This window comes from Kribbella lupini, from assembly GCF_039529595.1.
GTDB classification, from domain to species: domain Bacteria; phylum Actinomycetota; class Actinomycetes; order Propionibacteriales; family Kribbellaceae; genus Kribbella; species Kribbella lupini.
On the sequence record NZ_BAAANC010000002.1, the window covers coordinates 2,606,710 to 2,627,616 of the forward strand.

The 20,907-nt window shown below is 69.0% G+C and carries 19 protein-coding genes and 1 pseudogene; 13 read left to right on the forward strand and 7 right to left on the reverse strand.

Features of this window, described 5'->3' with window-relative positions; genetic code table 11:
- Positions 1–180: 180 nt before the first annotated feature.
- The gene (clpB, locus tag ABD235_RS25775) at positions 181–2,757 is read left to right on the forward strand and encodes an ATP-dependent chaperone ClpB (RefSeq protein ID WP_344178467.1); all 2,577 of its coding nucleotides are present in this window, start codon (positions 181–183) and stop codon (positions 2,755–2,757) included.
- A gap of 51 nt (positions 2,758–2,808) precedes the next feature.
- Here the strand turns inward: clpB and ABD235_RS25780 are convergent, their stop codons facing one another.
- A complete protein-coding gene (locus ABD235_RS25780; protein ID WP_344178470.1) occupies positions 2,809–3,492 on the reverse strand; it encodes an aminoglycoside phosphotransferase family protein in 684 nt (227 codons plus the stop codon).
- 77 nt (positions 3,493–3,569) lie between these two features.
- The gene (locus ABD235_RS25785; RefSeq protein WP_344178472.1) at positions 3,570–3,974 is read right to left on the reverse strand and encodes a PPOX class F420-dependent oxidoreductase; all 405 of its coding nucleotides are present in this window, start codon (positions 3,972–3,974) and stop codon (positions 3,570–3,572) included.
- A gap of 770 nt (positions 3,975–4,744) precedes the next feature.
- On the opposite strand from ABD235_RS25785, the gene ABD235_RS25790 reads away from it, so the two are divergent.
- The 3 genes from ABD235_RS25790 to ABD235_RS25800 all read left to right on the forward strand — a co-directional run bounded on the left by ABD235_RS25790 (position 4,745) and on the right by ABD235_RS25800 (position 6,795).
- Complete coding sequence (locus ABD235_RS25790; protein ID WP_344178474.1) at positions 4,745–5,356, forward strand: hypothetical protein; 612 nt, start codon at positions 4,745–4,747, stop codon at positions 5,354–5,356.
- Positions 5,356–5,706, forward strand: coding sequence for an ArsC/Spx/MgsR family protein (locus tag ABD235_RS25795; RefSeq protein WP_344178476.1), 351 nt, complete (start codon positions 5,356–5,358; stop codon positions 5,704–5,706). The genes ABD235_RS25790 and ABD235_RS25795 overlap by 1 nt, the downstream gene beginning before the upstream one ends.
- 210 nt (positions 5,707–5,916) lie before the next feature.
- Complete coding sequence (locus tag ABD235_RS25800; protein ID WP_344178478.1) at positions 5,917–6,795, forward strand: hypothetical protein; 879 nt, start codon at positions 5,917–5,919, stop codon at positions 6,793–6,795.
- Between the two features lie 3 nt (positions 6,796–6,798).
- On the opposite strand, the gene ABD235_RS25805 is transcribed toward ABD235_RS25800, so the two are convergent.
- Positions 6,799–7,950: a pyridoxal phosphate-dependent aminotransferase gene (locus ABD235_RS25805; RefSeq protein WP_344178480.1), complete on the reverse strand. Its 1,152-nt coding sequence runs from the start codon at positions 7,948–7,950 to the stop codon at positions 6,799–6,801.
- 67 nt (positions 7,951–8,017) lie between these two features.
- On the reverse strand, positions 8,018–9,991 hold the full coding sequence (locus tag ABD235_RS25810; protein WP_344178482.1) for a glycosyl hydrolase family 28-related protein: 1,974 nt from the start codon (positions 9,989–9,991) through the stop codon (positions 8,018–8,020).
- Between the two features lie 117 nt (positions 9,992–10,108).
- On the opposite strand from ABD235_RS25810, the gene ABD235_RS25815 reads away from it, so the two are divergent.
- A complete protein-coding gene (locus tag ABD235_RS25815; protein WP_344178485.1) occupies positions 10,109–10,975 on the forward strand; it encodes a DMT family transporter in 867 nt (288 codons plus the stop codon).
- Here ABD235_RS25815 and ABD235_RS25820 read toward each other — a convergent pair.
- Positions 10,972–11,670 carry a FadR/GntR family transcriptional regulator gene (locus ABD235_RS25820; RefSeq protein WP_344178488.1) on the reverse strand — a complete coding sequence of 233 codons (699 nt, stop codon included), beginning with the start codon at positions 11,668–11,670 and terminating at the stop codon, positions 10,972–10,974. The genes ABD235_RS25815 and ABD235_RS25820 overlap by 4 nt on opposite strands.
- 208 nt (positions 11,671–11,878) lie before the next feature.
- On the opposite strand from ABD235_RS25820, the gene ABD235_RS25825 reads away from it, so the two are divergent.
- Genes ABD235_RS25825 through ABD235_RS25835 form a run of 3 tightly spaced genes read left to right on the forward strand, consistent with a single transcriptional unit; the run spans position 11,879 to position 15,009 of the window.
- Positions 11,879–13,192, forward strand: coding sequence for an ABC transporter substrate-binding protein (locus tag ABD235_RS25825; RefSeq protein WP_344178490.1), 1,314 nt, complete (start codon positions 11,879–11,881; stop codon positions 13,190–13,192).
- Positions 13,193–13,195: 3 nt separating this feature from the next.
- Entirely contained in the window at positions 13,196–14,176 is a 981-nt protein-coding gene (locus tag ABD235_RS25830; RefSeq protein ID WP_344178492.1) for a carbohydrate ABC transporter permease, read from the forward strand.
- Positions 14,173–15,009 (forward strand): carbohydrate ABC transporter permease, encoded by an 837-nt coding sequence (locus ABD235_RS25835; protein WP_344178494.1) that lies wholly within the window; start codon positions 14,173–14,175, stop codon positions 15,007–15,009. Before ABD235_RS25830 ends, ABD235_RS25835 begins: the two co-directional genes overlap by 4 nt.
- A 36-nt stretch (positions 15,010–15,045) precedes the next feature.
- On the opposite strand, the gene ABD235_RS25840 is transcribed toward ABD235_RS25835, so the two are convergent.
- Positions 15,046–15,231: a hypothetical protein gene (locus tag ABD235_RS25840; protein ID WP_344178496.1), complete on the reverse strand. Its 186-nt coding sequence runs from the start codon at positions 15,229–15,231 to the stop codon at positions 15,046–15,048.
- A gap of 52 nt (positions 15,232–15,283) precedes the next feature.
- Between ABD235_RS25840 and ABD235_RS25845 the strand changes: the two genes are divergently transcribed.
- Together ABD235_RS25845 and ABD235_RS25850 are read left to right on the forward strand one after the other, a co-directional pair.
- On the forward strand, positions 15,284–16,051 hold the full coding sequence (locus ABD235_RS25845; RefSeq protein WP_344178498.1) for an SDR family NAD(P)-dependent oxidoreductase: 768 nt from the start codon (positions 15,284–15,286) through the stop codon (positions 16,049–16,051).
- 267 nt (positions 16,052–16,318) lie between these two features.
- Positions 16,319–17,113 (forward strand): hypothetical protein, encoded by a 795-nt coding sequence (locus ABD235_RS25850; protein WP_344178500.1) that lies wholly within the window; start codon positions 16,319–16,321, stop codon positions 17,111–17,113.
- A 52-nt stretch (positions 17,114–17,165) separates the two neighbouring features.
- On the opposite strand, the gene ABD235_RS25855 is transcribed toward ABD235_RS25850, so the two are convergent.
- Entirely contained in the window at positions 17,166–18,026 is an 861-nt protein-coding gene (locus tag ABD235_RS25855; RefSeq protein WP_344178502.1) for an SDR family oxidoreductase, read from the reverse strand.
- A 115-nt stretch (positions 18,027–18,141) separates the two neighbouring features.
- On the opposite strand from ABD235_RS25855, the gene ABD235_RS25860 reads away from it, so the two are divergent.
- The 3 genes and pseudogenes from ABD235_RS25860 to ABD235_RS25870 all read left to right on the forward strand — a co-directional run.
- A complete protein-coding gene (locus tag ABD235_RS25860; protein ID WP_344178504.1) occupies positions 18,142–18,510 on the forward strand; it encodes a winged helix-turn-helix transcriptional regulator in 369 nt (122 codons plus the stop codon).
- A gap of 38 nt (positions 18,511–18,548) precedes the next feature.
- Positions 18,549–18,839, forward strand: coding sequence for a hypothetical protein (locus tag ABD235_RS25865; RefSeq protein ID WP_344178506.1), 291 nt, complete (start codon positions 18,549–18,551; stop codon positions 18,837–18,839).
- Positions 18,836–20,635: pseudogene (locus tag ABD235_RS25870) on the forward strand (helix-turn-helix domain-containing protein); the annotation flags it as partial. The gene ABD235_RS25865 and the pseudogene ABD235_RS25870, both read left to right, overlap by 4 nt.
- Positions 20,636–20,907: the final 272 nt, after the last annotated feature.

A 20,907-nucleotide genomic window follows, 5' to 3' on the forward strand; every position in this document is an offset into this window, starting at 1 on the left:
CGGCTGCGGTCAGCTTCACCCACCGCATCCGGGCCTGTTCAGACCGTCGTCCACCAGCGGGCGGTCGGGAGCAACCCTGAGATTTCCCCAGGTTTTGGCAGACTTGAGTGGAATGGACTCAACTTTCGGTAGGTTGTAACAAGAGACTGCTGTTAGTTGAGCTTGAAAGGCTGGAACCAGATGGATGTTCAGCGGTTGACGACGCTGGCCCGGGAAACCCTGTCGGTCGCGATCCGTCAGACCTCCGCGGCGGGCAACCCGACCGTGGAGCCGATTCACCTGTTGTCGGGGTTGCTGGCGCAGCCCGAGGGGACCACGGTCGGTCTGCTCGAGGCCGCGGGCGGTGACATCGACGCCGTACGGCGCAAGACCGCCGAGCAGCTTGCCCGCCTGCCGAAGGCGAGCGGCGGCAGCGTCCAGGCGCCGAGCCTTTCGCCGAAGACCAGCGACGTGCTGAACCAGGCGGAGCAGCGCGCGCTCGGGCTCGGCGACGAGTACGTCTCGACCGAGCACCTGCTGATCGCGCTGGCGACCGTCGAGGGCGTGGCCAAGTCCGCGCTCGACGTGACGCCGGACGCGCTGCTGCAGGCGTTCGACCAGATGCGCGGCAACCGGCGGATCACCTCCCCCGAGGCCGAAGGCACGACGAAGTCGCTGGAGAAGTACGGCATCGACCTGACCGAGCGGGCCCGCGACGGCAAGCTCGACCCGGTGATCGGACGTGACTCCGAGATCCGGCGCGTGGTCCAGGTGCTGTCCCGGCGTACCAAGAACAACCCGGTCCTGATCGGTGAGCCCGGCGTCGGCAAGACCGCCGTCGTGGAGGGCCTCGCGCAGCGGATCGTGGCCGGCGACGTCCCGGAGTCCTTGCGCGGCCGCAGGCTGATCAGCCTGGACCTGGGTGCGATGGTGGCCGGCGCGAAGTACCGCGGTGAGTTCGAGGAGCGGCTGAAGGCCGTGCTGACCGAGATCAAGGAGTCGGACGGCCAGGTCATCACGTTCATCGACGAGCTGCACACGGTCGTCGGCGCGGGTGCGTCCGGCGAGGGCGCGATGGACGCCGGCAACATGCTGAAGCCGATGCTGGCCCGCGGCGAGCTGCGGATGATCGGCGCGACGACCCTGGACGAGTACCGGACCAGGATCGAGAAGGACCCCGCGCTGGAGCGCCGTTTCCAGCAGGTGTTCGTGGGCGAGCCGTCGGTCGAGGACTCGATCGCGATCCTGCGTGGCCTGAAGGAGCGGTACGAGGCGCACCACAAGGTCGCCATCTCCGACAGCGCGCTGGTCGCCGCCGCGACCTTGTCCAACCGGTACATCTCCGGTCGTCAGCTGCCCGACAAGGCGATCGACCTGGTCGACGAGGCGGCGTCCCGGCTGCGGATGGAGATCGACTCGTCCCCGGTCGAGATCGACTCGCTGCGCCGTACCGTCGACCGGCTGAAGATGGAGGAGCTGGCGCTGTCGCGCGAGGACGACGCCTCCAGCCGTGAGCGGCTCGAGCGGCTGCGCGCCGACCTCGCCGACCGCGAGGAGGAGCTCCGCGCCCTCGAAGCGCGCTGGGAGAAGGAGAAGTCCGGCCTGAACCGGGTCGGTGAGATCAAGGAGCGGATCGACGAGCTGCGCGGCCAGGCCGAGCGCGCCCAGCGCGACGGCGAGCTGCAGCGCGCCTCGGAGATCCTGTACGGCGAGATCCCGGAGCTGACCAAGGAGCTGGAGGCGGCCGCCGCCGAGCCCGAGGTCACCGACGGTCCCGACGCGATGGTCAACGAGGAGGTCGGCCCGACCGAGATCGCCGAGGTGATCGCGATGTGGACCGGCATCCCGACCGGCCGGCTGCTCGAGGGCGAGACCGGCAAGCTGCTCCGGATGGAGGACGAGCTCGGTCGCCGGCTGATCGGTCAGCGCGAAGCGGTCACGGCCGTCAGCGACGCCGTACGGCGCGCCCGCGCGGGTATCTCCGACCCGGACCGGCCGACGGGTTCGTTCCTGTTCCTCGGCCCGACGGGTGTCGGCAAGACCGAGCTGGCCAAGGCGCTGGCGGACTTCCTGTTCGACGACGAGCGGGCGATGGTCCGGATCGACATGTCGGAGTACGGCGAGAAGCACAGCGTCTCGCGGCTGGTCGGCGCCCCGCCCGGGTACGTCGGCTACGAGGAGGGTGGCCAGCTGACCGAAGCGGTCCGCCGGCGGCCGTACTCGGTGATCCTGCTCGACGAGGTCGAGAAGGCGCACCCCGAGGTCTTCGACATCCTGCTGCAGGTCCTGGACGACGGTCGCCTGACCGACGGGCAGGGGCGCACGGTCGACTTCAGGAACGTCATCCTGATCCTGACCAGCAACCTCGGCTCGGCGTACCTGGCCGACCTGACCCTGGACGACAAGGCCAAGCGCGACCAGGTGATGGCCGTCGTGCGGCAGTCGTTCAAGCCGGAGTTCATCAACCGGCTGGATGAGATCGTCCTGTTCGACGCCCTCGGCAGCGAGGAGCTGACCAAGATCGTCGCGCTCCAGATCACCGCCCTGCAGAAGCGCCTTGTCGACCGCCGCATCACGCTGGACGTCGGCGAGGACGCCCTGGAATGGCTGGCCCTCACGGGCTACGACCCGGTGTACGGCGCTCGGCCGCTCCGCCGGCTGGTCCAGTCGGCCATCGGCGACGAACTCGCCCGCGGCCTGCTCTCCGGCACGGTCCGCGACGGCGAAACCGTCCACGTCCACCTCAACGAGTCCAAGGACGCCCTAGAGGTCAGCTGACCTGACAAGCTGCCCGGGATCGATGATCCCGGGCAGCTGCGTTTCCTGGCCTCACGCGAGGGCCGCGGCGAATTCTCGACGGTGATCTGCCGTGAACGCATGCTCCCGCCGAGACCACGCGATCCGCTCCGCGAGTTGCTCCGGAGTGGCCTCGACGCTTGCCTCCGGCAACTCACCCCAGAACCGCGCGTTCCGGCTCTGCCGCTCCAACATCGCGTCAACCAGCACTGCCCGCTGCTTCACGGGCATCCCGTAGCCATCCGCCAACATCCGGACCTGCGCAGCCTGGAACTCCACCGAAGGCGCTTCCGCCTTCGACGACACGCACCACACCCACGCCATGTACCCGACGTCCTCCAACGGACTCCCCGGCGCAGCCAGATCGAAGTCGATGAAGGCCACCGGTACGCCGTTCCGGAAGACCGCGTTGTTGGGTCCGAGGTCGTGATGGCAAACCACTGGCTGACTCCCCGCGAGGTGGCTGCCGCGAGTTGCCTCATGCAACTCCCGCGCCAACGCGCCTGCCGCGGCGACCTGTGCGTCGGACCAAGTCCGAAACTTCTCCGGAACCAGCCCTGGCAGATAGCTCAAGATGTCCCGCCCGGTGTCGTCCTGCCCGAGCCAGCGAGGCGCTCCAGCGAATCCGCGCTGTTCCAGGTGCCGGAGCACGGAGGCGGCAAAGGGCGAGGCCGGTCGGCGCACGGTGCTGCCGACACGCACAACACCCCGGGTCATCCGGCCTCCCCGGAGAACGACCTCTTCCTCAGCAACCGGCGAGCCCTCCCCGGTCTCGCCGTCGAGGACCACGAAGTTCAGCCGCGGGTGACGACGTGGTGCGGGGTGATGCGGACGACGACCCGGCGGACCTCGGGCGGAAGCTCGGCGTACTCGGCGGCGGCCTCGGCACCCGCGTACTTGGTGGCGAGCGCCTGGGCAACCACCCGGTCGACGTCTTCGGTGATGCTCGCCGTGCCGCGGATCTCGGCGTACCGAAGCGGATCGGTGGCGTCGATGACGATCAGACTGGTCCGCGGTTCGGCCTCGAGGTTGCGGATCTTGCGCAGCCCCGCGGTCGACGAGATGAGCACATCGTCGCCGTCGCGCCCGACCCAGACAGCGGACGTCTGCGGACTCCCGTCGGCGTTGACCGTCGCGAGGACGGCGAGATTCGCACCGTCGAGCAGTTTGCGGGCGTGGTCGTCCAGTTCGTTGGTCACCCAGCGGAGTGTAGATCCGCGCAGGGCTGACCTCTTCGACGTTGGTCCAGCCCGCGGGATCGGTACGACGGCGGTGGCCGTCGTGCCTCCGGTGCTGCAATTCGGGCTGACTCAGCCTCCTTGCCGACGATCGTGTCGTTGGGGGACCATCCGAACGATGTCGGCAGCGAGTACGGCGCTCGCGACCGTCGGGCGGTTGCTCGCGCGCTGCCGCTGCCGCGCTCGATGCCCCTGCCCCGCCCGCGCCGCTCGACGCCCCCGCCCCGCCCGCCCCGCCCGCGCCGCTCGGCGTGCGCGCTGACGGGTGCGGCGCGGCCGATCCGTCGGGCCTGGACGGTACCCCGATGACGCTCCTCGCGGGGTGCGGGCGGGCGGTTGGGCGATCTGGGAGGATCGGGGGAAGGAAGCGGAGGACACCCATTCACATGAGCGACCACCCCGGCGGCCCCGCCGCCCCGCACAACCCCGACGAGCCCACCCCGGCCGACGCCCCTGAGCAGACCCCGCCGGTCATCGGCCAGCCGGCGCCGTCGGCCGAGCAGCCGACCTCGCCGACGCCCGAGCAGCCGACGCAGGTCGCGCCTCGGTCAACTTCTTCGGCCCCTGCTCAGCCGACGCAGGCAACGTCGCCGGACGCCGCTCAGTCGATGCCATCGAATGACCAGGCGACGCCTTCCGGTGGTGAACAGTCGACATCGGGCAGGGCTCTACCGCCCGTTGCAGGTGGTGGGGTGCCGGCTCAGGGTGAGCAACCAGGGCCTTATCAAGGGGTGTTTGGCGCGGGTGGGCAGGCGCCGTCAGCTGGGCCTCAGTACGACTCGGCGGCGGGGGCTGAGCGGCCGGGGCCGTACGGCGGGGCGTTTGGGCAGCCGGCCGGTGGGTTGCCGTCGGGCGGTCAGGGCGGCGGGTTCGGGCAGCCGGGGGCCAGGCAGGGTGGCTACGGGCAACCAGGTACGCCGCCCAGCAACCAGTGGGGGCAGCCGGCGCCGTACGGGTATCAGCAGGGCGTGGTGGCGCCGCCGAAGCAGGTGACGATCGCTTCGGTGATTTCGTTCGGGCTGGGTGGGTTGTGCATCCTGCTCGGGCTGTTCGCGTTGACGTCGGCGGGCGACGAGATCGCCGAGACGCTGACCGGCGACGCGGGGGCGCGCGGACTGGTGGTCGCGTTGATCCTGATCTGCGGGGCCGCGTACATCCTGCCGGCGATCTACCTGCGCAAGCGGCGTCCGTGGGCACGGATCATGCTGATCGTCGTCGCGGCGCTCGGGATCATGGGCGGCGTCAGCGCGCTACCGGGCAGCCTGCTCGGGCTGGCGCTGCATGTCGCCCTGCTGGTGATGATGCTGCAGCAGCCGACCAAGCTCTGGTTCACCCACCGCTGATGGAGATCTGGGTCAACCCGGCCTGCTCCAAGTGCCGAGCCGCCACGGCCGCGCTCGACGAAGCCGGCATCGACTACACCGTACGGCGCTACCTCGACGATCCGCCCACGGCCGAGGAACTCAAAGCGACCCTCGAGCGCCTCGACCTGGATCCCTGGCACGTCGCCCGCATGAACGAGCCCGCGGCGAAGGCCCTCAAGTCTCTCCCCAAGGACGCCGCCCACCGCGCCGACTGGATCGCCGCGATGGTCGCCGACCCGATCCTCATCCAGCGCCCGATCATCACCGCCGACGACGGCACCACAGCCGTAGCCCGCGACCCCGAATCCCTCGCCCGCTTCCTGCCGTAAGCGCCGCCCTCAGCATGCGGTCGAATCTCGCGCCCGGGACCTCGGACACCAAGCGGGCACCTCGGACAGGGTATTTCCTGTTCAAGGTCCCCTGATCCTGTCCGAGGTCTTACCCGGAGGTGGGAACCATCGTGGGGGCGCGGCCCGTCTGAGCGGGCGCGGGGGTGAGTGGTTCTTGTCCTGGGCTCCCGCTGACTCGAAGGGAGTTTCATGCGTTCATCGCTTCTCTCCGGTGCGTCGGTGGCTGTTGCTGCCGTGGCCGGGCTGGTGCTCAACCCGCTGCAGGCGACGGCGGCGGTGGCCGACGTGCCGGCTGACTGTGGCGTCTACACCTCGGCGTACCGCTCGGACGGGCAGCGGCTGGCGTACGGGTACACCGCCCAGAAGACCAGCGTCATCTCCTACCCGGGCGACAAGCTCGCGTGGGTGCCGTCGGCGCACCAGCAGCTTGGTGGCGCCGGTGACACCGATCTGTTCATCAGCACGGAGGTCGCGGCGCATCCGACCGACGGCTATCTGTACCGCCTCGACCGGCGGGGTGAGCGCACGAACGGCGTCTGGAAGATGACGCAGAACACCGCGACCCGGATGAAGTCCGGCTTCGCCAACACCCGGGTCCTTGCCAGCGGCACCTACCTGTACCGGGTGGCGGGCACCTCGCTCTACCGGTACCAGCTGACCTGGACGAACGGCGTACCGACGCTGTCCACGCCGACGACGTTGAAGACGACCGGTTGGGACTCGGTGAAGACGCTGACCTTCGAGCGCACCGAGGGCACCGGCGCGGCGGCTGTCGACGTACTGGTTGGCACGAAGACGAACGGTGAGCTGAAGGAATGGCGGATCAACCTCGCCACCCCGACGACGATCGGCTCGACTGTACTGCGGGCCAGCGGGTGGAGCTCGTTCGCCAGTCTCAGCACGGGGTACTGCCAGTCGCACCCCCACGGCCGTCCGATCCTCGGCATCGCCGCGACCGGCAGCGCGTCGGTCTACTTCGACGCCAACGCGACCGACCGGATCGGCACCGACATCAAGGGCGGCTCACTCGGCTCGCTGGGCTGGACCGCGAAGGCGTACGGGCAGTAGTCGTCAGAGCTTGGTGAGGCGGTTGAGGGCCTCTTCGAGGACCTCGCGTTTCTTGCAGAACGCCCAGCGGACCAGCGGACGGCCGGCGTCGATGTTGTCGTAGAAGACCTGGTGGGGGATGGCGACGACGCCGGTCTTCTCCGGGAGCATGCGGCAGAACTCGACGCCGTCGGTGTGGCCGAGGGGACGGATGTCGGTGGTGACGAAGTACGTGCCCTGTGGGCGGTGGACGCCGAAGCCGAGGGACTCCAGGCCGTCGCAGAGCAGGTCGCGGCGGTGCTGGAGGTCGGCGCGCAGGCCGTCGAAGTAGTCGTTGCCCAGGGCAAGGGCTCCGGCGACGGCGGGCTGGAAGGGGGCGCCGGAGACGTAGGTGAGGAACTGCTTGGAGGTGTTCACCGCGGTCACGACCTCCGGCGTACCGGTGACCCAGCCGATCTTCCAGCCGGTGACCGAGAACGTCTTGCCGGCGCTGCCGATCGAGACGGTGCGGTCGGCCATGCCCTCGTACGCCGTGAGCGGGCGGTGCTGCCCGCCGTCGTAGATGAGGTGCTCGTAGACCTCGTCGGTGATCACGACGAGGTCGTGCTCGACGGCGAGCGCCGAGACGCCGCGCAGCTCCTCGTCGGTGAGCACGGTGCCGGTCGGGTTGTGCGGGGAGTTGATCAGCAGGACCTTCGTCCGCGGGGTGACGGCGGCGCGGAGCTCGTCGAGGTCGAGGCGGAAGTCGGGGGCGCGCAGCGTGACCGGTACGCGGCGGCCGCCGGCCATCGCGATGCAGGCGGCGTACGAGTCGTAGTACGGCTCGAGGGCGATCACCTCGTCGCCTGGTTCGACGTACGCGAGCAGCGCGGCGGCGATCGCCTCGGTGGCGCCGGTGGTGACGAGCACCTGCGTGTCGGGGTCGTACTCGAGCCCGTAGAACCGCTTCTGGTGGTCCACGATCGCCTGCCGGAGCGCGGGGATGCCGCGGCCCGGCGGGTACTGGTTGGCCCCGGCGCGGATCGCGGCGATCGCCGCCTCGAGCACGGAGCCGGGCCCGTCGGTGTCGGGGAAGCCCTGCCCGAGGTTCACCGCCCCCGTCCGCACCGCGAGCGCCGACATCTCGGCGAAGATCGTCGTCCCGAGCCCGTCCAGCCGCTGAGCATGTGCACGCATGCCACGACAGTAGTACGACGAGCCGCCGCGCCGCCTCGGGTGTCCAAGGCGGCGCGGCGTCCGGTGGTCAGTTCCAGGGAGACGGCGCAGGCGGCGGAACGACCGGGGGTCGGTCCTCGCACCAGGAGGCGTTCGTCCAGCCGCCGTCGTTGCCTTCCAGCAGCTGAACGTTGAACTCGGGTGGGCCTTCGAAGTGGAAGGTGCCGCAGTTGTTGATGAAGGGGGCGCCCACGTTGCGGGCGTCGACGTTCTCGAAGGTGGCGCCGCCGCCGACTCGGGCGTTGACGACGTTGGTGCCGGTGCCGTCCACGCGGATGTTGCGAACAGTCACGTTGGTCAGCGAGTACTCGTCCTTGACCGGCCAGTCGACGACGAACATGAACGCGTTGTACGTCGAGTCGAGGAACGAGCTGTCGGTGATCTCGATCTGGCCCTCCATGTCGGACTGGAGGGCGTAGAGCCAGATCGCGCCGAGGCCGAGGTCCCAGTTGAGGTCTCGGGGAGCGCCGCGGACTGTGGTGTTGCGGGCGAAGACGAGCTTGCCCTCGAACGGCGTCGAGGTGAACCGGGAGCCGGCGTGCAGCGTGCTGCCCTCTCGGATCGGGTCGGCGACCAGGTTGTCGGTGACGGCGTTGTCGCGGCCGCCGTAGATCGCGATGTTGTTGGCCAGCACCGGCGTCTGGACCGTGTTGTGGTCGTACACGTTGTTGTGGTTGACCAACCCGGCCGAGTTCACCTCCGACCACATCGCCAGCCCGTCGTCGCCGCTGTTGCGGACGAAGTTGTTCGTCGCCCGCACGGTGGAGACGCCCAGGTGCAGGTTCATCCCGTCGGCGATCTGGTCGACGATGATGTTGTCGCGGATCAGCAGCCCGTCCATCGGGCCGTCGAGCCAGATCCCGACCTTCGTGTGGTGCAGGTACAGCCCGCGGATCGACGAACCGCCGCCGATCGCACCGCCGACACCGTTCACCTGGTCGGTGTCGATCCGGTCCCGGACGTCGCTCTCGATCGCGAAGTCGGCCAGGTGCACGTGCGTGCTGCCACCGTCAGCGGCGTACTTCCCGTAGAAGCCAGGCGCCCAGTGCACCGACTTGTCGGGCGCGGGCTGGGCCAACGGAAGCACCGACCCCTTGATGATCGACCACCAGTTCCCGGCGCCCTGGACCGTCACCTTGTCGACGACGATGTGCCGGTTCACCTGGAACGTCCCCGCCGGGATGAACACCGACCAACCGATCTTCCGTGCCGCGGCGATCGCCCGGTCGATGGCCGGCGCAGCGTCCCGCCGCCCGGTCGGATCAGCGCCGAAGAGCCTCACATCAAGAGAGCGAGCAGGCGCCTTCTTCGGCGGCGCGACCAGCTCGAAGTCCGCGACGTCCAGCACGTACCAGGACGCGGGCGTGCTCCGCGGGATCTCGAACCGCACCCGGTCCCCCGCGCGATAGGTCTTCCCGAGCAGCAGCCGCTGCTCGTCGTAGAAGTGGTTCGGCCGGAACGGCTTGGTCACCGGGTCCGGCTCCGGCTTCCACCAACCGGGGATCGGGTCGACCTGAGGGTCGTTCGAGAACGGGTACATCCCGTACAGCCAGGCGTACTCCGAGGTCAGCGTCATCGTCTGCTTGCGCTTGCCGTTGACCGTGACGTCGAGCGGCGCGCGCAGGCCGCCGCCGTCCGCCGTGTCCGGGATGCTGTAGCGCAGGGTCAACGCGTTCGCGGGACGGGTGAGCGTGAACTCGACGTACTGGCCGCGCTCGGTCAGCCGTACGGCGGTCCGCCCGGAGGCCTCGGCGGGCAGCGTGTACGCCTCGCGGCTGGGGCCGATCCGCTCGCCGTTGGTGAAGGCGTTCTCGGCCTCCTGCTCGACGAACGGGACGGTCGCGCCGCGACCGGCGACGAGCGCCGGGTCGAGGCCCGCGCGCGTCTCCCGGGGCGCAGGGCGCGAATCAGCCGCGGCAGTCAGCGCGGAACCGGACAGCAGAGCGCCGATCACGATGCCGGTGACCACTAGGCGGCGACGGAACCTCAGGTGGTGGGACAAGGGAACCCCCTCGGACGTTGGTGCCCGGACAGTACGGCTGTACGACGGATCGTTGCAAGATCTCGACAGCAGAAAGAAATTTCCGGGCAATCAAGGCGGGTGGGAGACTACGAGGCGGTGAACTCGACAGCGCTTTCCCTCGTCCTCGGTGCCGCCGTCCTGCATGCCGCCTGGAACTTCGCGGCCAAGCGCGTACGACGGGGTGGCGCGGCCTTCGTCTGGGCCTATTACACCGCCGCGAGCATCCTCCTGCTCCCCGCGCTGGTGATCGCGTTGATCACCTCGGACGTCCACCCGCACTGGAACTGGGCCGTCGCGGCCCTGGTCACGGCGGTGCTGCACATCGGCTACGGCATCGTCCTGCAACGCGGGTACGACGTCGGTGACCTCTCCGTGGTCTACCCGGTCGCGCGAGGAACCGGCCCGCTGCTGTCGGTCGCCTTCGCGGTGCTCCTCCTCGGCGAGCGCCCGGGCGTGCTCGGCCTGGTCGGTGCCGCGCTGATCATCGCGGGCGTGCTCGGCATCAGTGGTGGCCGAAGGCAACAGTCGGCGCGCGGCGGGGTGAAGGCCGGCATCGTGTACGGCGTGGCGACCGGCGCGCTGATCGCGGCGTACACGTTGTGGGACGCGTACTCCGTCACCGACCTGGCCGTGCCGCCGCTGATCTACTTCGCCGCGGCGTCGATCCTGCAGAGCCTCCTGCTCGCGCCTCAGGTGCTGAGCAAGCCGCAGCCGTTGCGTCTGCTCTGGAAGGAGAACAAGCGCGAGATCATCGCGGTCGGGCTGCTGTCGCCGATCGCGTACCTGATGGTGCTGTACGCGATGCGGCTCGCGCCGGTGAGCCTGGTCGCACCGGCGCGCGAGGTGAGCATCGTGCTGAGCGGACTGGCAGCCTGGCTGGTTCTAGGCGAAGCAGACGCAAGACGCAGATTGATTGGCAGCGCTGTCGTACTGGCCGGCATTGTTGCGATCGCCGTTGCTTAGGGCAAGTCGACCTGCGGCACCGGACGCAGCGCTCGCAGCCAGAGCTCGGTCTGCGCGATGTGTGCCGACGCGGCAGTAGCGGCCGCGGCAGGATCGCGGTGAGTGATCGCCGCGAGGATCGCCCGGTGCCCCAGGTCGCTGGTGCGCTTGATCGCTTCGAAGTCCGCGCCGGGCTCGAAGATCCGGTAGTGCCCGCCGCGGCCGCGGATCACGCCGGTGAGCGCGGTGACCGTGGGGTTCCCGCCGGCTTCACAGATCGCGCCGTGGAACTCGGCGTCGAGGACCTGGATCTCGGTCGCGTCGGTCGTCTTCTCCAGCCGGTCGAGGATGTCGGCCAGTCGCTCGGCCAGCGCCGGGTCCTGCCGCGCGGCGGCGGCCGCGGTCGCGTGCGCCTCCAGGATCCGCCGGACCTCGAGCAGCTGCAGCACGCCTTCCAGCGGGATCAGCTCGACCGACAGCGAGAACCGGCTGATGATCTCCGCCGGGTCCAGCGCGGACACGTACGTTCCCGAACCGTGCCGGGACTCGATCACGCCCAGCGCCGCCAGCGACCGGGTTGCCTCGCGCAACGAGCTGCGGGAGACCCCGAGGTGGTCGCACAGTTCCGGTTCCGGCGGGAACTTCGCCCCCGGGCCGAGCTCGCCGGACGCGATCATCTGCCGCAGACCGGTCAGCGCGCGATCTGTCGCCGCCATCGCCGCCTCCTCCCGTTGCCGCCCGACGTACCGGCGTACTGATGTCCCGACGTACCGCCGTACTGATGTTAAGTCCTCAGACCACTTACGGTCACATCTTCGGCAAGTTCTTGTCCACCCCGCGCAAATCCGGTTAATGTGCGGACAACGGCTGACCAATTCGTCTGATGTCCCCACTCCTGGCCCACATCCCCTGAGGAGAAGCGCCATGCGTCACCGATCGATGTTCGCACCCCTGACCGCCGCGCTCGCCGCCGCCACGCTGGTGCTCACCGCGTGCGGCCCCGGCCCGGCCGAGAAAGCCCAGAGCGGCGGTGAGGTCAAGCTCCAGATGGTCGAGAGCCTGACCAACCCGACCCGTACGGCGCTGCTGAAGAAGCTGATCGCCGACTTCGAGGCGGCCAACTCCGGCGTGAAGGTGCAACTGATCTCACCGCCGACCAACCAGGCCGACCAGAAGATCCAGCAGATGCTGCAGTCCGGCAAGGGCGTCGACGTGCTCGAGGTCCGCGACACCACGGTCGGGCCGTTCTCGACCAACAAGTGGATCTACGACATGGCGCCGGACCTGAAGGACTGGGACGGACTGCAGGCCCTCACGCCGAACGCGCTCGCCGTGACCCAGCAGGGCGGCAAGTCGTACATGGTCCCGTACGGCTTCTACGGCCTGTCGCTGTTCTACCGCAAGGACCTGGTCCAGCAGGCCGGCTTCGCCGGGCCGCCGAAGAGCTGGTCGGAGATGGTCGAGCAGGCCAAGAAGATCAACGACCCGGCCAAGAACAAGTACGGCTACTCGTTCCGTGGCGGGCTCGGCGGTGCGGGCAACGCGATCGCGGTGATCTCCGGCTACGTGATCGACGACATCAACAAGGACAACGCGTTCAAGCTGACCAGCGGCAAGACGATCTTCTCGTCGCCGAAGGCGGTCGACGCGCTGAACCTGTACCTCGACCTGTTCAAGAACGCCTCCCCGCCGTCCTCGGTCAGCTGGGGCTACCCGGAGATGGTGCAGGGCTTCACCTCCGGTACGACGGGCTTCCTGCTCCAGGACCCCGAGGTGATCGCCACGGTCCGCGAGTCCAAGACGATCAAGGAGGACCAGTGGGGCACGGCGCCGCTGCCGGTCGGCCCGACCGGTAAGGCCGCGCAGCCGCTGGCCAACGCCGGCTGGGGTGTCGCGCAGGGCAGCGAGCACAAGGCCGAGGCGGTCAAGCTGGTCAAGTTCCTCACCTCGGGCGACGCCGCGCTGACGTTCTCGAAGGAGAACAGCCTGGTCCCGATCCTCAAGTCGGCCGCCGACGACCCGTTCTTCAAGGACGGCCCGTGGGCGTCGTACGTCGCGATGAACGCCTCCCCGGAGACCTACGTCGTGGTCACCCAGCCGCGCGGCGTGCCGTGGTCGACCGAGTGGGGCAACAAGGCCGACGCCGACGTGCAGAAGCTGATCACCGGGAAGGCCCAGCCGGCCGAGATCCTGAAGAGCTGGGACGAGTACTGGACGAAGAAGTGGGCCGGGAACTGATTCATGGCCGTCACTGAGACCAGGCCGGCCGCGAGCTCCCGCCGTACGGCGGGCTCGCGGCCCCCGGCCGGACGACGGCGGCGGTTCACCGGCCGGACCGCGCTGGTGCTGCTCGCCTTCATGCTGCCCGCGATCGTGTTCGTCGGGCTGTTCACCTACTACCCGTTGCTCAACGGCATCTCGATGGCGTTCCGCAACTACAACCTGAACGACCTGTCCGACACCTCGTGGGTCGGACTGAAGAACTTCCGCACGCTGGTCGGCGACGAGATGTTCCGCGGCACCGTGCGCAACTCGATCGTCTGGGTGGTCGGGTCGCTGGTACCGCAGTTCCTGATCGGGTTCACGATGGCGCTCTGGCTGCGGCGCAAGTTCCGCTTCCGCGGTGCGTACCAGGCGCTGGTGTTCTTCCCGTGGGCGGTGTCGGGGTTCCTGATCGGGATCCTGTTCCGCTGGATGTTCAACGGCGAGTTCGGCGTGGTCAACGACCTGCTGATGAAGACGCACCTGATCGACACCCCGGTGCCGTGGCTGGCCGACGCGAAGTACGCGATGGTCGCGGTGATCGCCGCGAACGTCTGGTACGGCGTGACGTTCTTCGCGATCATGATCCTGGCCGCGCTGCAGTCGGTGCCGGACGAGCTGTACGAGGCGTCCGCGATCGACGGCGCCGGCAAGGTCCGGACGCTGTTCAGCATCACGATCCCGTCGATCCGGACCACGCTCGCGCTGACCGTGCTGCTGCGGGTGATCTGGACGTTCAACTCGCCCGAGCTGATCTTCGGCATGACCGGCGGCGGGCCTGCGAACGAGACGCACATCGTGACGTCGTACATGATCCAGGTGACGCAGGAAGGCGACTACGGACGGGCCTCCGCGATGGGCGTGATGGTGGTGTTCGTGCTGGTGCTGTTCGCGATCTTCTACCTGCTCGCGGTCCGGACCCGTAACCCGCGCACTCGACGGAAGGTGGTGGCCGGATGATTCTCGACCAGACACTGGCCGGCAAGGTCGCGAAGTTCACCGGGCTCGGGATCTGCCTGGTGCTGACGGTGTTCCCGCTGTACTGGATCCTGGTCACGTCGTTCAAGGACCCGGGGTCGATCTTCGCCTACCCGCTGAAGTACTGGCCGGCGGACTTCTCACTGGCCAACTACACCGGGCTGTTCGAGCAGTCGAACTTCGGGGTGTTCATCGGCAACAGCCTGATCGTGTCGCTGGCCGCGGCCGCGGTGGCGACCGTGGTGTCGCTGCTGGCGGCGTACGTGCTGGCGCGCTTCGAGTTCGTGTCCAAGGGCGCGGTGATGGGCGCGTTCCTGGTCACGCAGATGATCCCCGGCTTCATCGCGCTGGGGTCGCTGTACATCCTGATGACCAGGCTGTACCTGGTCGACAGCCGCGCCGGCCTCGTGCTCGTGTACGTCGCGGTCTCGATCCCGCTGTGCACGGTGATGCTCCGGGGCTTCTTCGAGAACGTCCCCGCGTCGCTCGAAGAGGCCGCGATGGTCGACGGCTGCTCGCGGCTGTCCGCGCTGTTTCGCGTGCTCGTCCCGGTGATGACGCCCGGCATCGCCGCGTCGTTCATCTTCAACTTCGTGAACTGCTGGAACGAGCTGTTCCTGTCGGTCACCCTGCTCAACAGCGACAGCAACAAGACCGTCCCGGCCGCGCTGAACGGCTTCATCTCCAGCTACAACATCGACTGGGGCTCGATGTCGGCGGCCGCCGTGCTGTCGATCATCCCCACCATGATCCTGTTCGCCGTCGCCAGCCGCTACATCGTCCAGGGCCTCACCGCGGGAGCGGTCAAGGAGTAGAGGAAAGCCGTCAGGTCCCACACCCGCCAGCGGCGGTCACCAAGCACTTCGTACGCCGTACCGCTGCTGCCGGGTGATCCATCGAGTAGTCGATGCGGTGCTCGAACAACCGGCACGCAGGTACTCGCGGATGCGGATGTTCATCTGGTCGGCGAGGCCGGTGGACGGTGGGTAGAGGGTGTTGTCGAGATCCAGTACCCAGGTGTCCACGTGGGCGAGCATCTGGTCAGGATAGTGACAGACTGGGGGCATTCACCGACGGAGGGAGAGTGGCGTGGCTACTGCGCTGGTGACCGGGCCCACGGCGGGGATCGGGCGGGCTTTTGCGGACAAGCTGGCTCGGGAGGGGTACGACCTGGTGCTGGTGGCCCGGGACGAGGGGCGGCTGAAGGAGGTCGCGACCGAGATCAGCCGGCTGCACGGGGTGGCTTGTGAGGTGCTGGCGGCGGATCTGACGGATCCGGCCGAGCTGGCGCTGGTCGAGCGGCGGTTCGCGGACGGGCCGATCGAGGTACTGGTGAACAACGCCGGGTTCGGGCAGAAGAAGCCGTTCTGGGCGAACACGATCGAGCAGGAGGAGAAGCAGCTCGACCTGCTCGTGCGCGTCGTACTGCGGCTGACGCACGCCGCGGTGCTGCCGATGATCGAGCGGGGATCCGGCGCGGTGGTGAACGTGTCGTCCGTGGCCGGGTTCGTGCCGCGCGGGACGTACGCCGCGCACAAGGCCTGGGTGACAAGCTTCTCCTCGGGACTCGCGATCGAGCTGCACGCCAAGGGCGTCGCGGTGATGGCGCTGGCTCCGGGCTTCGTGCACACCGAGTTCCACGCGCGGATGGGGATGGACAAGAGCGCCGTCCCGTCGTTCCTCTGGCTCGACGCGACCGACCTGGTCGACGAGGCCTGGAAGGATCTGATGCAGGGCAAGGCGATCTCGATCCCGTCCTGGCGCTACAAGCTGATCGCGGCCGGCGCCCGCTACGTGCCGCGCACGCTGATCGCGCGCTTCTCCACCCTCGGCCTGGACGGCCGGCGCCGCGGCTGAAAGTTGCTGTCGGCAACACTTTGCCGGGTTGGGCTGCTCGGCGGCGACGAGACGCCGTGCCGGGTCTGACGCTCGTCGACGCCTGGGAGTTCGCCGTACGCAGTACCGCGACGCGCCGGTCGACGGCGTCCGGCCGTCGGGCCACGCGGCGGTGCTCGCGGTGATCGGGAACTGAGACACCGAAACCGGCGAGAAATCCGGGCCGAACCAAACCGTGCTCGCTAGCGTCCATCTGGTCGAGGCAGTGACGAGCAGAAGGTTGACGACATGTCCGTACGGGGATGGAAGGCCGTGGCCGGTTTGGCGCTGCTGCCGCTGGCGCTGGTTGCCTGTGGCAGCGACAAGCCGGGAACGGGCGGTCCGGCTGGTCCGGCCGCCGTAAGCAGCACGCCGGTGCCCAGCGAGACACCGTCCCAGACGCCGACCGGAACGCCTTCGAGCACCCCGCCGGCGACGCCCACCGCGACACCCACCGGCGTGCCCACGCCGACGAAGACTCCGGGGAAACCAGTGGAGACACCGACGCCGCTCAAGCCGATCCGCCTGACCAACTCGATGCTGCTGACCGGCGGCGAGGTCGCCAAGGGCGATCCCAAGCGCGGCTGGGCCGCGACCGGCGGCAGTGCCAGTACGCCGATCTGCGGTCCCGGGTCGACCCGCGGAGACGGAGTGCTGGGAGCGCTCAGCCGCAACTACACCAACGGGCTCGACGCGTCGGGCGGCCAGTGGCTGACCCGGTACAAGGACGCGGCGACCGCCACCGCGGCGTACGACTCGATCCTGAAGACCATCGCGTCGTGCAAGGCGGCCCGACCGGCTCCGACGCACGCGCGCAAGATCACCGAGGACCGCGCGGTCGCGGTCGGCGACGCGACCCGGATCGTCCGCTGGTACGACTACCCGCTGCCGTCGGACCAGGGCAGCGAGGACGGCGGCTTCCCGTACGCCGTGACGCGCAAGGGCGCGATCGTGTCGGTGGTCGCGTTCCGCGAGATGGGCAAGGGCATCAAGCCCGCCCACTTCGAGGCGATCGCGCGCTCGGCGGCGGCGCGGCTCGCCTGAGACCTGGGGGAAGGGGGATCCGTGGACACGTGTCCACGGATCCCCCTTGGGACTACTGGAAGACGGTGCGGACGGTCTCGGCCAGCGGCGTGGTGGGGCGGCCGATCAGCCGCGACAGGTCGCCCGGCGTACCGGCCAGGCGGCCGCGGGAGATCGCGTCGTCGACGTCCGCGAGGACCTTGGCGAGCCCCTCGGGCAGACCGAACCCGAGCAGCAGCGCGAGGTTGTCGTCGTGGCTGAGCGTCTTGTGCACGACCGGCTTCCCGGTCTGCTGCTCGATCTCGGCGGCGAGCTCACCGAACGTCCACGCGTGGTCGGCGCTCAGCTCGTACGCCTGGTTGAGATGCCCGTCCGTGCGCAGTACGGCGGCTGCTGCGGCGGCGAAGTCCGCCCGCGGCGCGGGCGCGACCCGGCTGTCCGGCGCGACACCGTTGGCGATCACGCCGCCCTCGACCGCAGGGGCTACGCCCTCGACCATCATGTCGGCGTACCAGTTGTTGCGCAGGAACGTGTGCGGCAGCCCGGAGTCGAGGATCGCCTGCTCGGTCGCACGGTGGTCCGCGGCGAGCAGGAAGTCCGCCTCGGGACCGCCGAAGATCCCCGTGTACGCGAGCTGCGCGACCCCCGCGGCCTTGGCCGCGTCGATCACGACCTGGTGCTGCGGGATGCGCCGGCCCGGCTCGCTGCCCGAGATCAGCAGCACCCGGTCGCCGGCCGCGAACACGCCGTCGAACGACTCCGGCTGGTCGTAGTCCGCGATCACGACCTGAGCGCCCCGCTCGGCCAGGTCGGCCGCCTTCTCCTTGCTCCGGGCAACGGCCTTGATCTCCCCGGCCGGCACCCCCGCCGCCAGCAGGTCCTGGACGACCAGCCGGCCCAGCGCTCCGGTCGACCCCGTCACAACGATGCTCATAGCTCTGTTCTTCCTCCGGTTCGAGTGCGTGTAGCACTCACCGTAGTCGGGGTACTAACTTTACGAAAGTACCCACTTTGAAGTAAGGTACTAGTCGTCGAGTGAGGAGAGGTCCATGACCGTCGTATCCCCTGACGTGAACCGCGTCGGCTGCCCGTCCCGCGTCATCCTGGAACACGTCACCAGCCGCTGGGGCGTCCTGGTCCTGGTCGCCCTGCTCGACCGCTCCTACCGCTTCAGCGAGCTCCGCCGCCACATCGAGGGCGTCAGCGAGAAGATGCTCGCCCAGACCCTCCAGTCCCTCGAACGCGACGGCTTCGTCCACCGCGCCGCCCAGCCGGTCATCCCGCCGCGCGTCGACTACTCCCTCACCCCCCTGGGCACCGAGGCCGCCACCCACGTCCGCAGCATCACCGAGTGGGTCGAGTCCAAGGTCCCCGAGGTCCAGAACGCGCGCCTGGAGTACGACGAAGCCCGCACCTGACGTTGCCGCCGGCCAACCCCAGGCCGCAGGATGAGCCGGTGAACCCCCGCCCCGGTTTCGCCCAACCGCCCTTGAGTGATTTCACCGGCCGGGCGGAGTCTGTCGACGAGCTGCTGGACCTGGTGAGGAACCCCGAGCGGGCAGCGCCGGAGATCGTGCTGTCTGCCATCGGAGGAATGGGCAGGGTCGGCAGAGCGGACGAAGCACACGAGGCGTGGCGGCGGGCGGCGATGCTCTACGACCGAGAAGCCGACGCCCGTGCCGCCGGCGTACGGCGGTTGCTGGCTGAGTCGCCGCCGGACCGTGGCAGAGCAGGACAGGGGCGGTGACCGCCGGTACCGGGTTCGCTCAGCTGCTCCGTGGTTTCCGCCTACGTTCGGGACTGACCCAGGAGCGCCTCGCAGAACTCTGCGGTCTCAGCTCGCAAGCCGTGAGTGCTCTCGAGAACGGTCGCCGTCGATACCCCCGCTCAACCACGGTGGATCAACTCAGCGGGGCCCTGGCTCTCGACGCCGATGATCGCCGTCGCTTGATCGCGGCGGCTCGGCGGCCGAAGGTGCCGAACGTTCGCGGCGGCGTGCCTCGGCAGTTGCCGCCGCCGTTGAGCGACTTCATCGGACGCTCGCGGGAACTCGACGAGCTCGTTGCGTTGCTGAGGTCTCCGGCAGCGGCGGCTCCTGGCATCGTCATCTCGGCGATCGGTGGAATGGGTGGGGTCGGCAAGACGGCCCTGGCGGTGCAGGCGGCGTCCCAGACTCTTGACGGGTTCCCGGACGGGCAGCTTTATCTCAATCTGCGGGGCGGGACGGAGCCGCGAACGGCCGAGGACGCGTTGGGCGCGCTGCTGGGGGCTCTAGCGCTGTCTATTGGCGAGACGATGTCCGTCGACGTGATGGCTTCGCGGTACCGGAGTGCTCTGGCCGGCCGGCGGATGCTGATCGTGCTCGACGACGCGGCGAGCGGTGAACAGGTGCAGCCGCTGCTGCCAGGCACGGCGGGAGTCGTGGTGATCGTCACGAGTCGTCAGCGGCTCACGACCTTGCCGGGGGCACGCCACATCGGCCTCGAGGTGATGCAGGAAGATGAAGGGCTCGACCTGCTACGCGAGGTGGTCGGAGCGGCGTGGGTCGACCGGGATCCAGAGGCCGCGAGGGAGGTCGTACGCCGTTGCGGCCTGCTCCCCTTGGCAATCCGTGTGGCCGGCGTCCAGGCGGCGAGGTCGGACGGCGGTCTTCGCGAACTCGCGCACCGGCTGGCCGAGGACTCAGAGCGCCTGGATCTCCTGTCGGGCAGTGTCGCGATGTCCCTCAAAACGCTCGCCAAGGGAAGCAACCTCGATCAGGCAGCCGCCCGGTCGTTCGTGTTGCTTTCGGTCTTCGACGGGGATCGGTTTCCTCTGCGTGCTGCGGCTGCGGTACTGGACCGGACACTTGCCGAGACCGAGAGCCTGCTCGAGCGGTTGGTGGACATCCACCTGCTCGAAACCCCTGCGTTGCATCAGTACCGGATGCACGACCTGGTTCGTGCCGTCGCCCGCGCGGACGCCGATCGTGTGCTCGACGAATCCGGCTGGGACCAGCTCCGCCGCCGCGAAGCCGATTGCTATCTCGCGATGCTCTGGCGCTTCGACGAGCTGGCCTGCGGTCCGGAGAAGTACGGTTCTCGAGGCGCGGTGCCCTGGTCGGCAGGTGCCGAGGACGTGACCGATCAGGAGCTGGCCGGCGACTGGCTCGAGGCCGAGCTTCCGAACTTGGTCCGCCTCATCCGCCGTACCGCGCAAGACGGCGAGTCGCAACTGACCGCCGTACGGATGGCCCTTGGGATGCCGAAGCTCTCCAACCACTTGATGCGCTTCGGTGAGGCACATCAGGCCCTGGCCGCGGTCGTAGACCTCCCGATCACGCTCGATCCACGGCTCGAACTCGGTGTGCTCTACCAGATGGGCTTCGCCTACAGCACCCTCGGCTTGTACGAGCAGGCCGTCCCGTGGCGGCAGCGAGCACTGCCACTGGCCCGCGCTCTGGGCGATCCTGAGGCGTTGGCGGCCGTCCTCACCGACCTCGGTTACAACCTGGGGCGCTCGGGCCGGGCGGCCGAGGGCTTGCCGTACGCCGAGGAGGCGCTCACGCTGACCGAAGCTCATCCGGGCGCAGGCAGGTACAGGATCGGTGCGCTGATCGGCTTCGGTGCCCTGACGGGGTGGTTGGGAGACCTGGACCGGCAGTGGTCCGCCTTCGAGCAGGCGATGGCGATGATGCCCGCGCGCAAAGCACCCGCGGTCGATGCGGTCCACTGCAACCTGATCGGGCAAGCGCTCATGGAGAGCGGCAACCGCGACGCCGCCGTACGTGTCCTCACCGAAAACCTCGACCTGGTGCGGCGACTGGGGACCGAGGT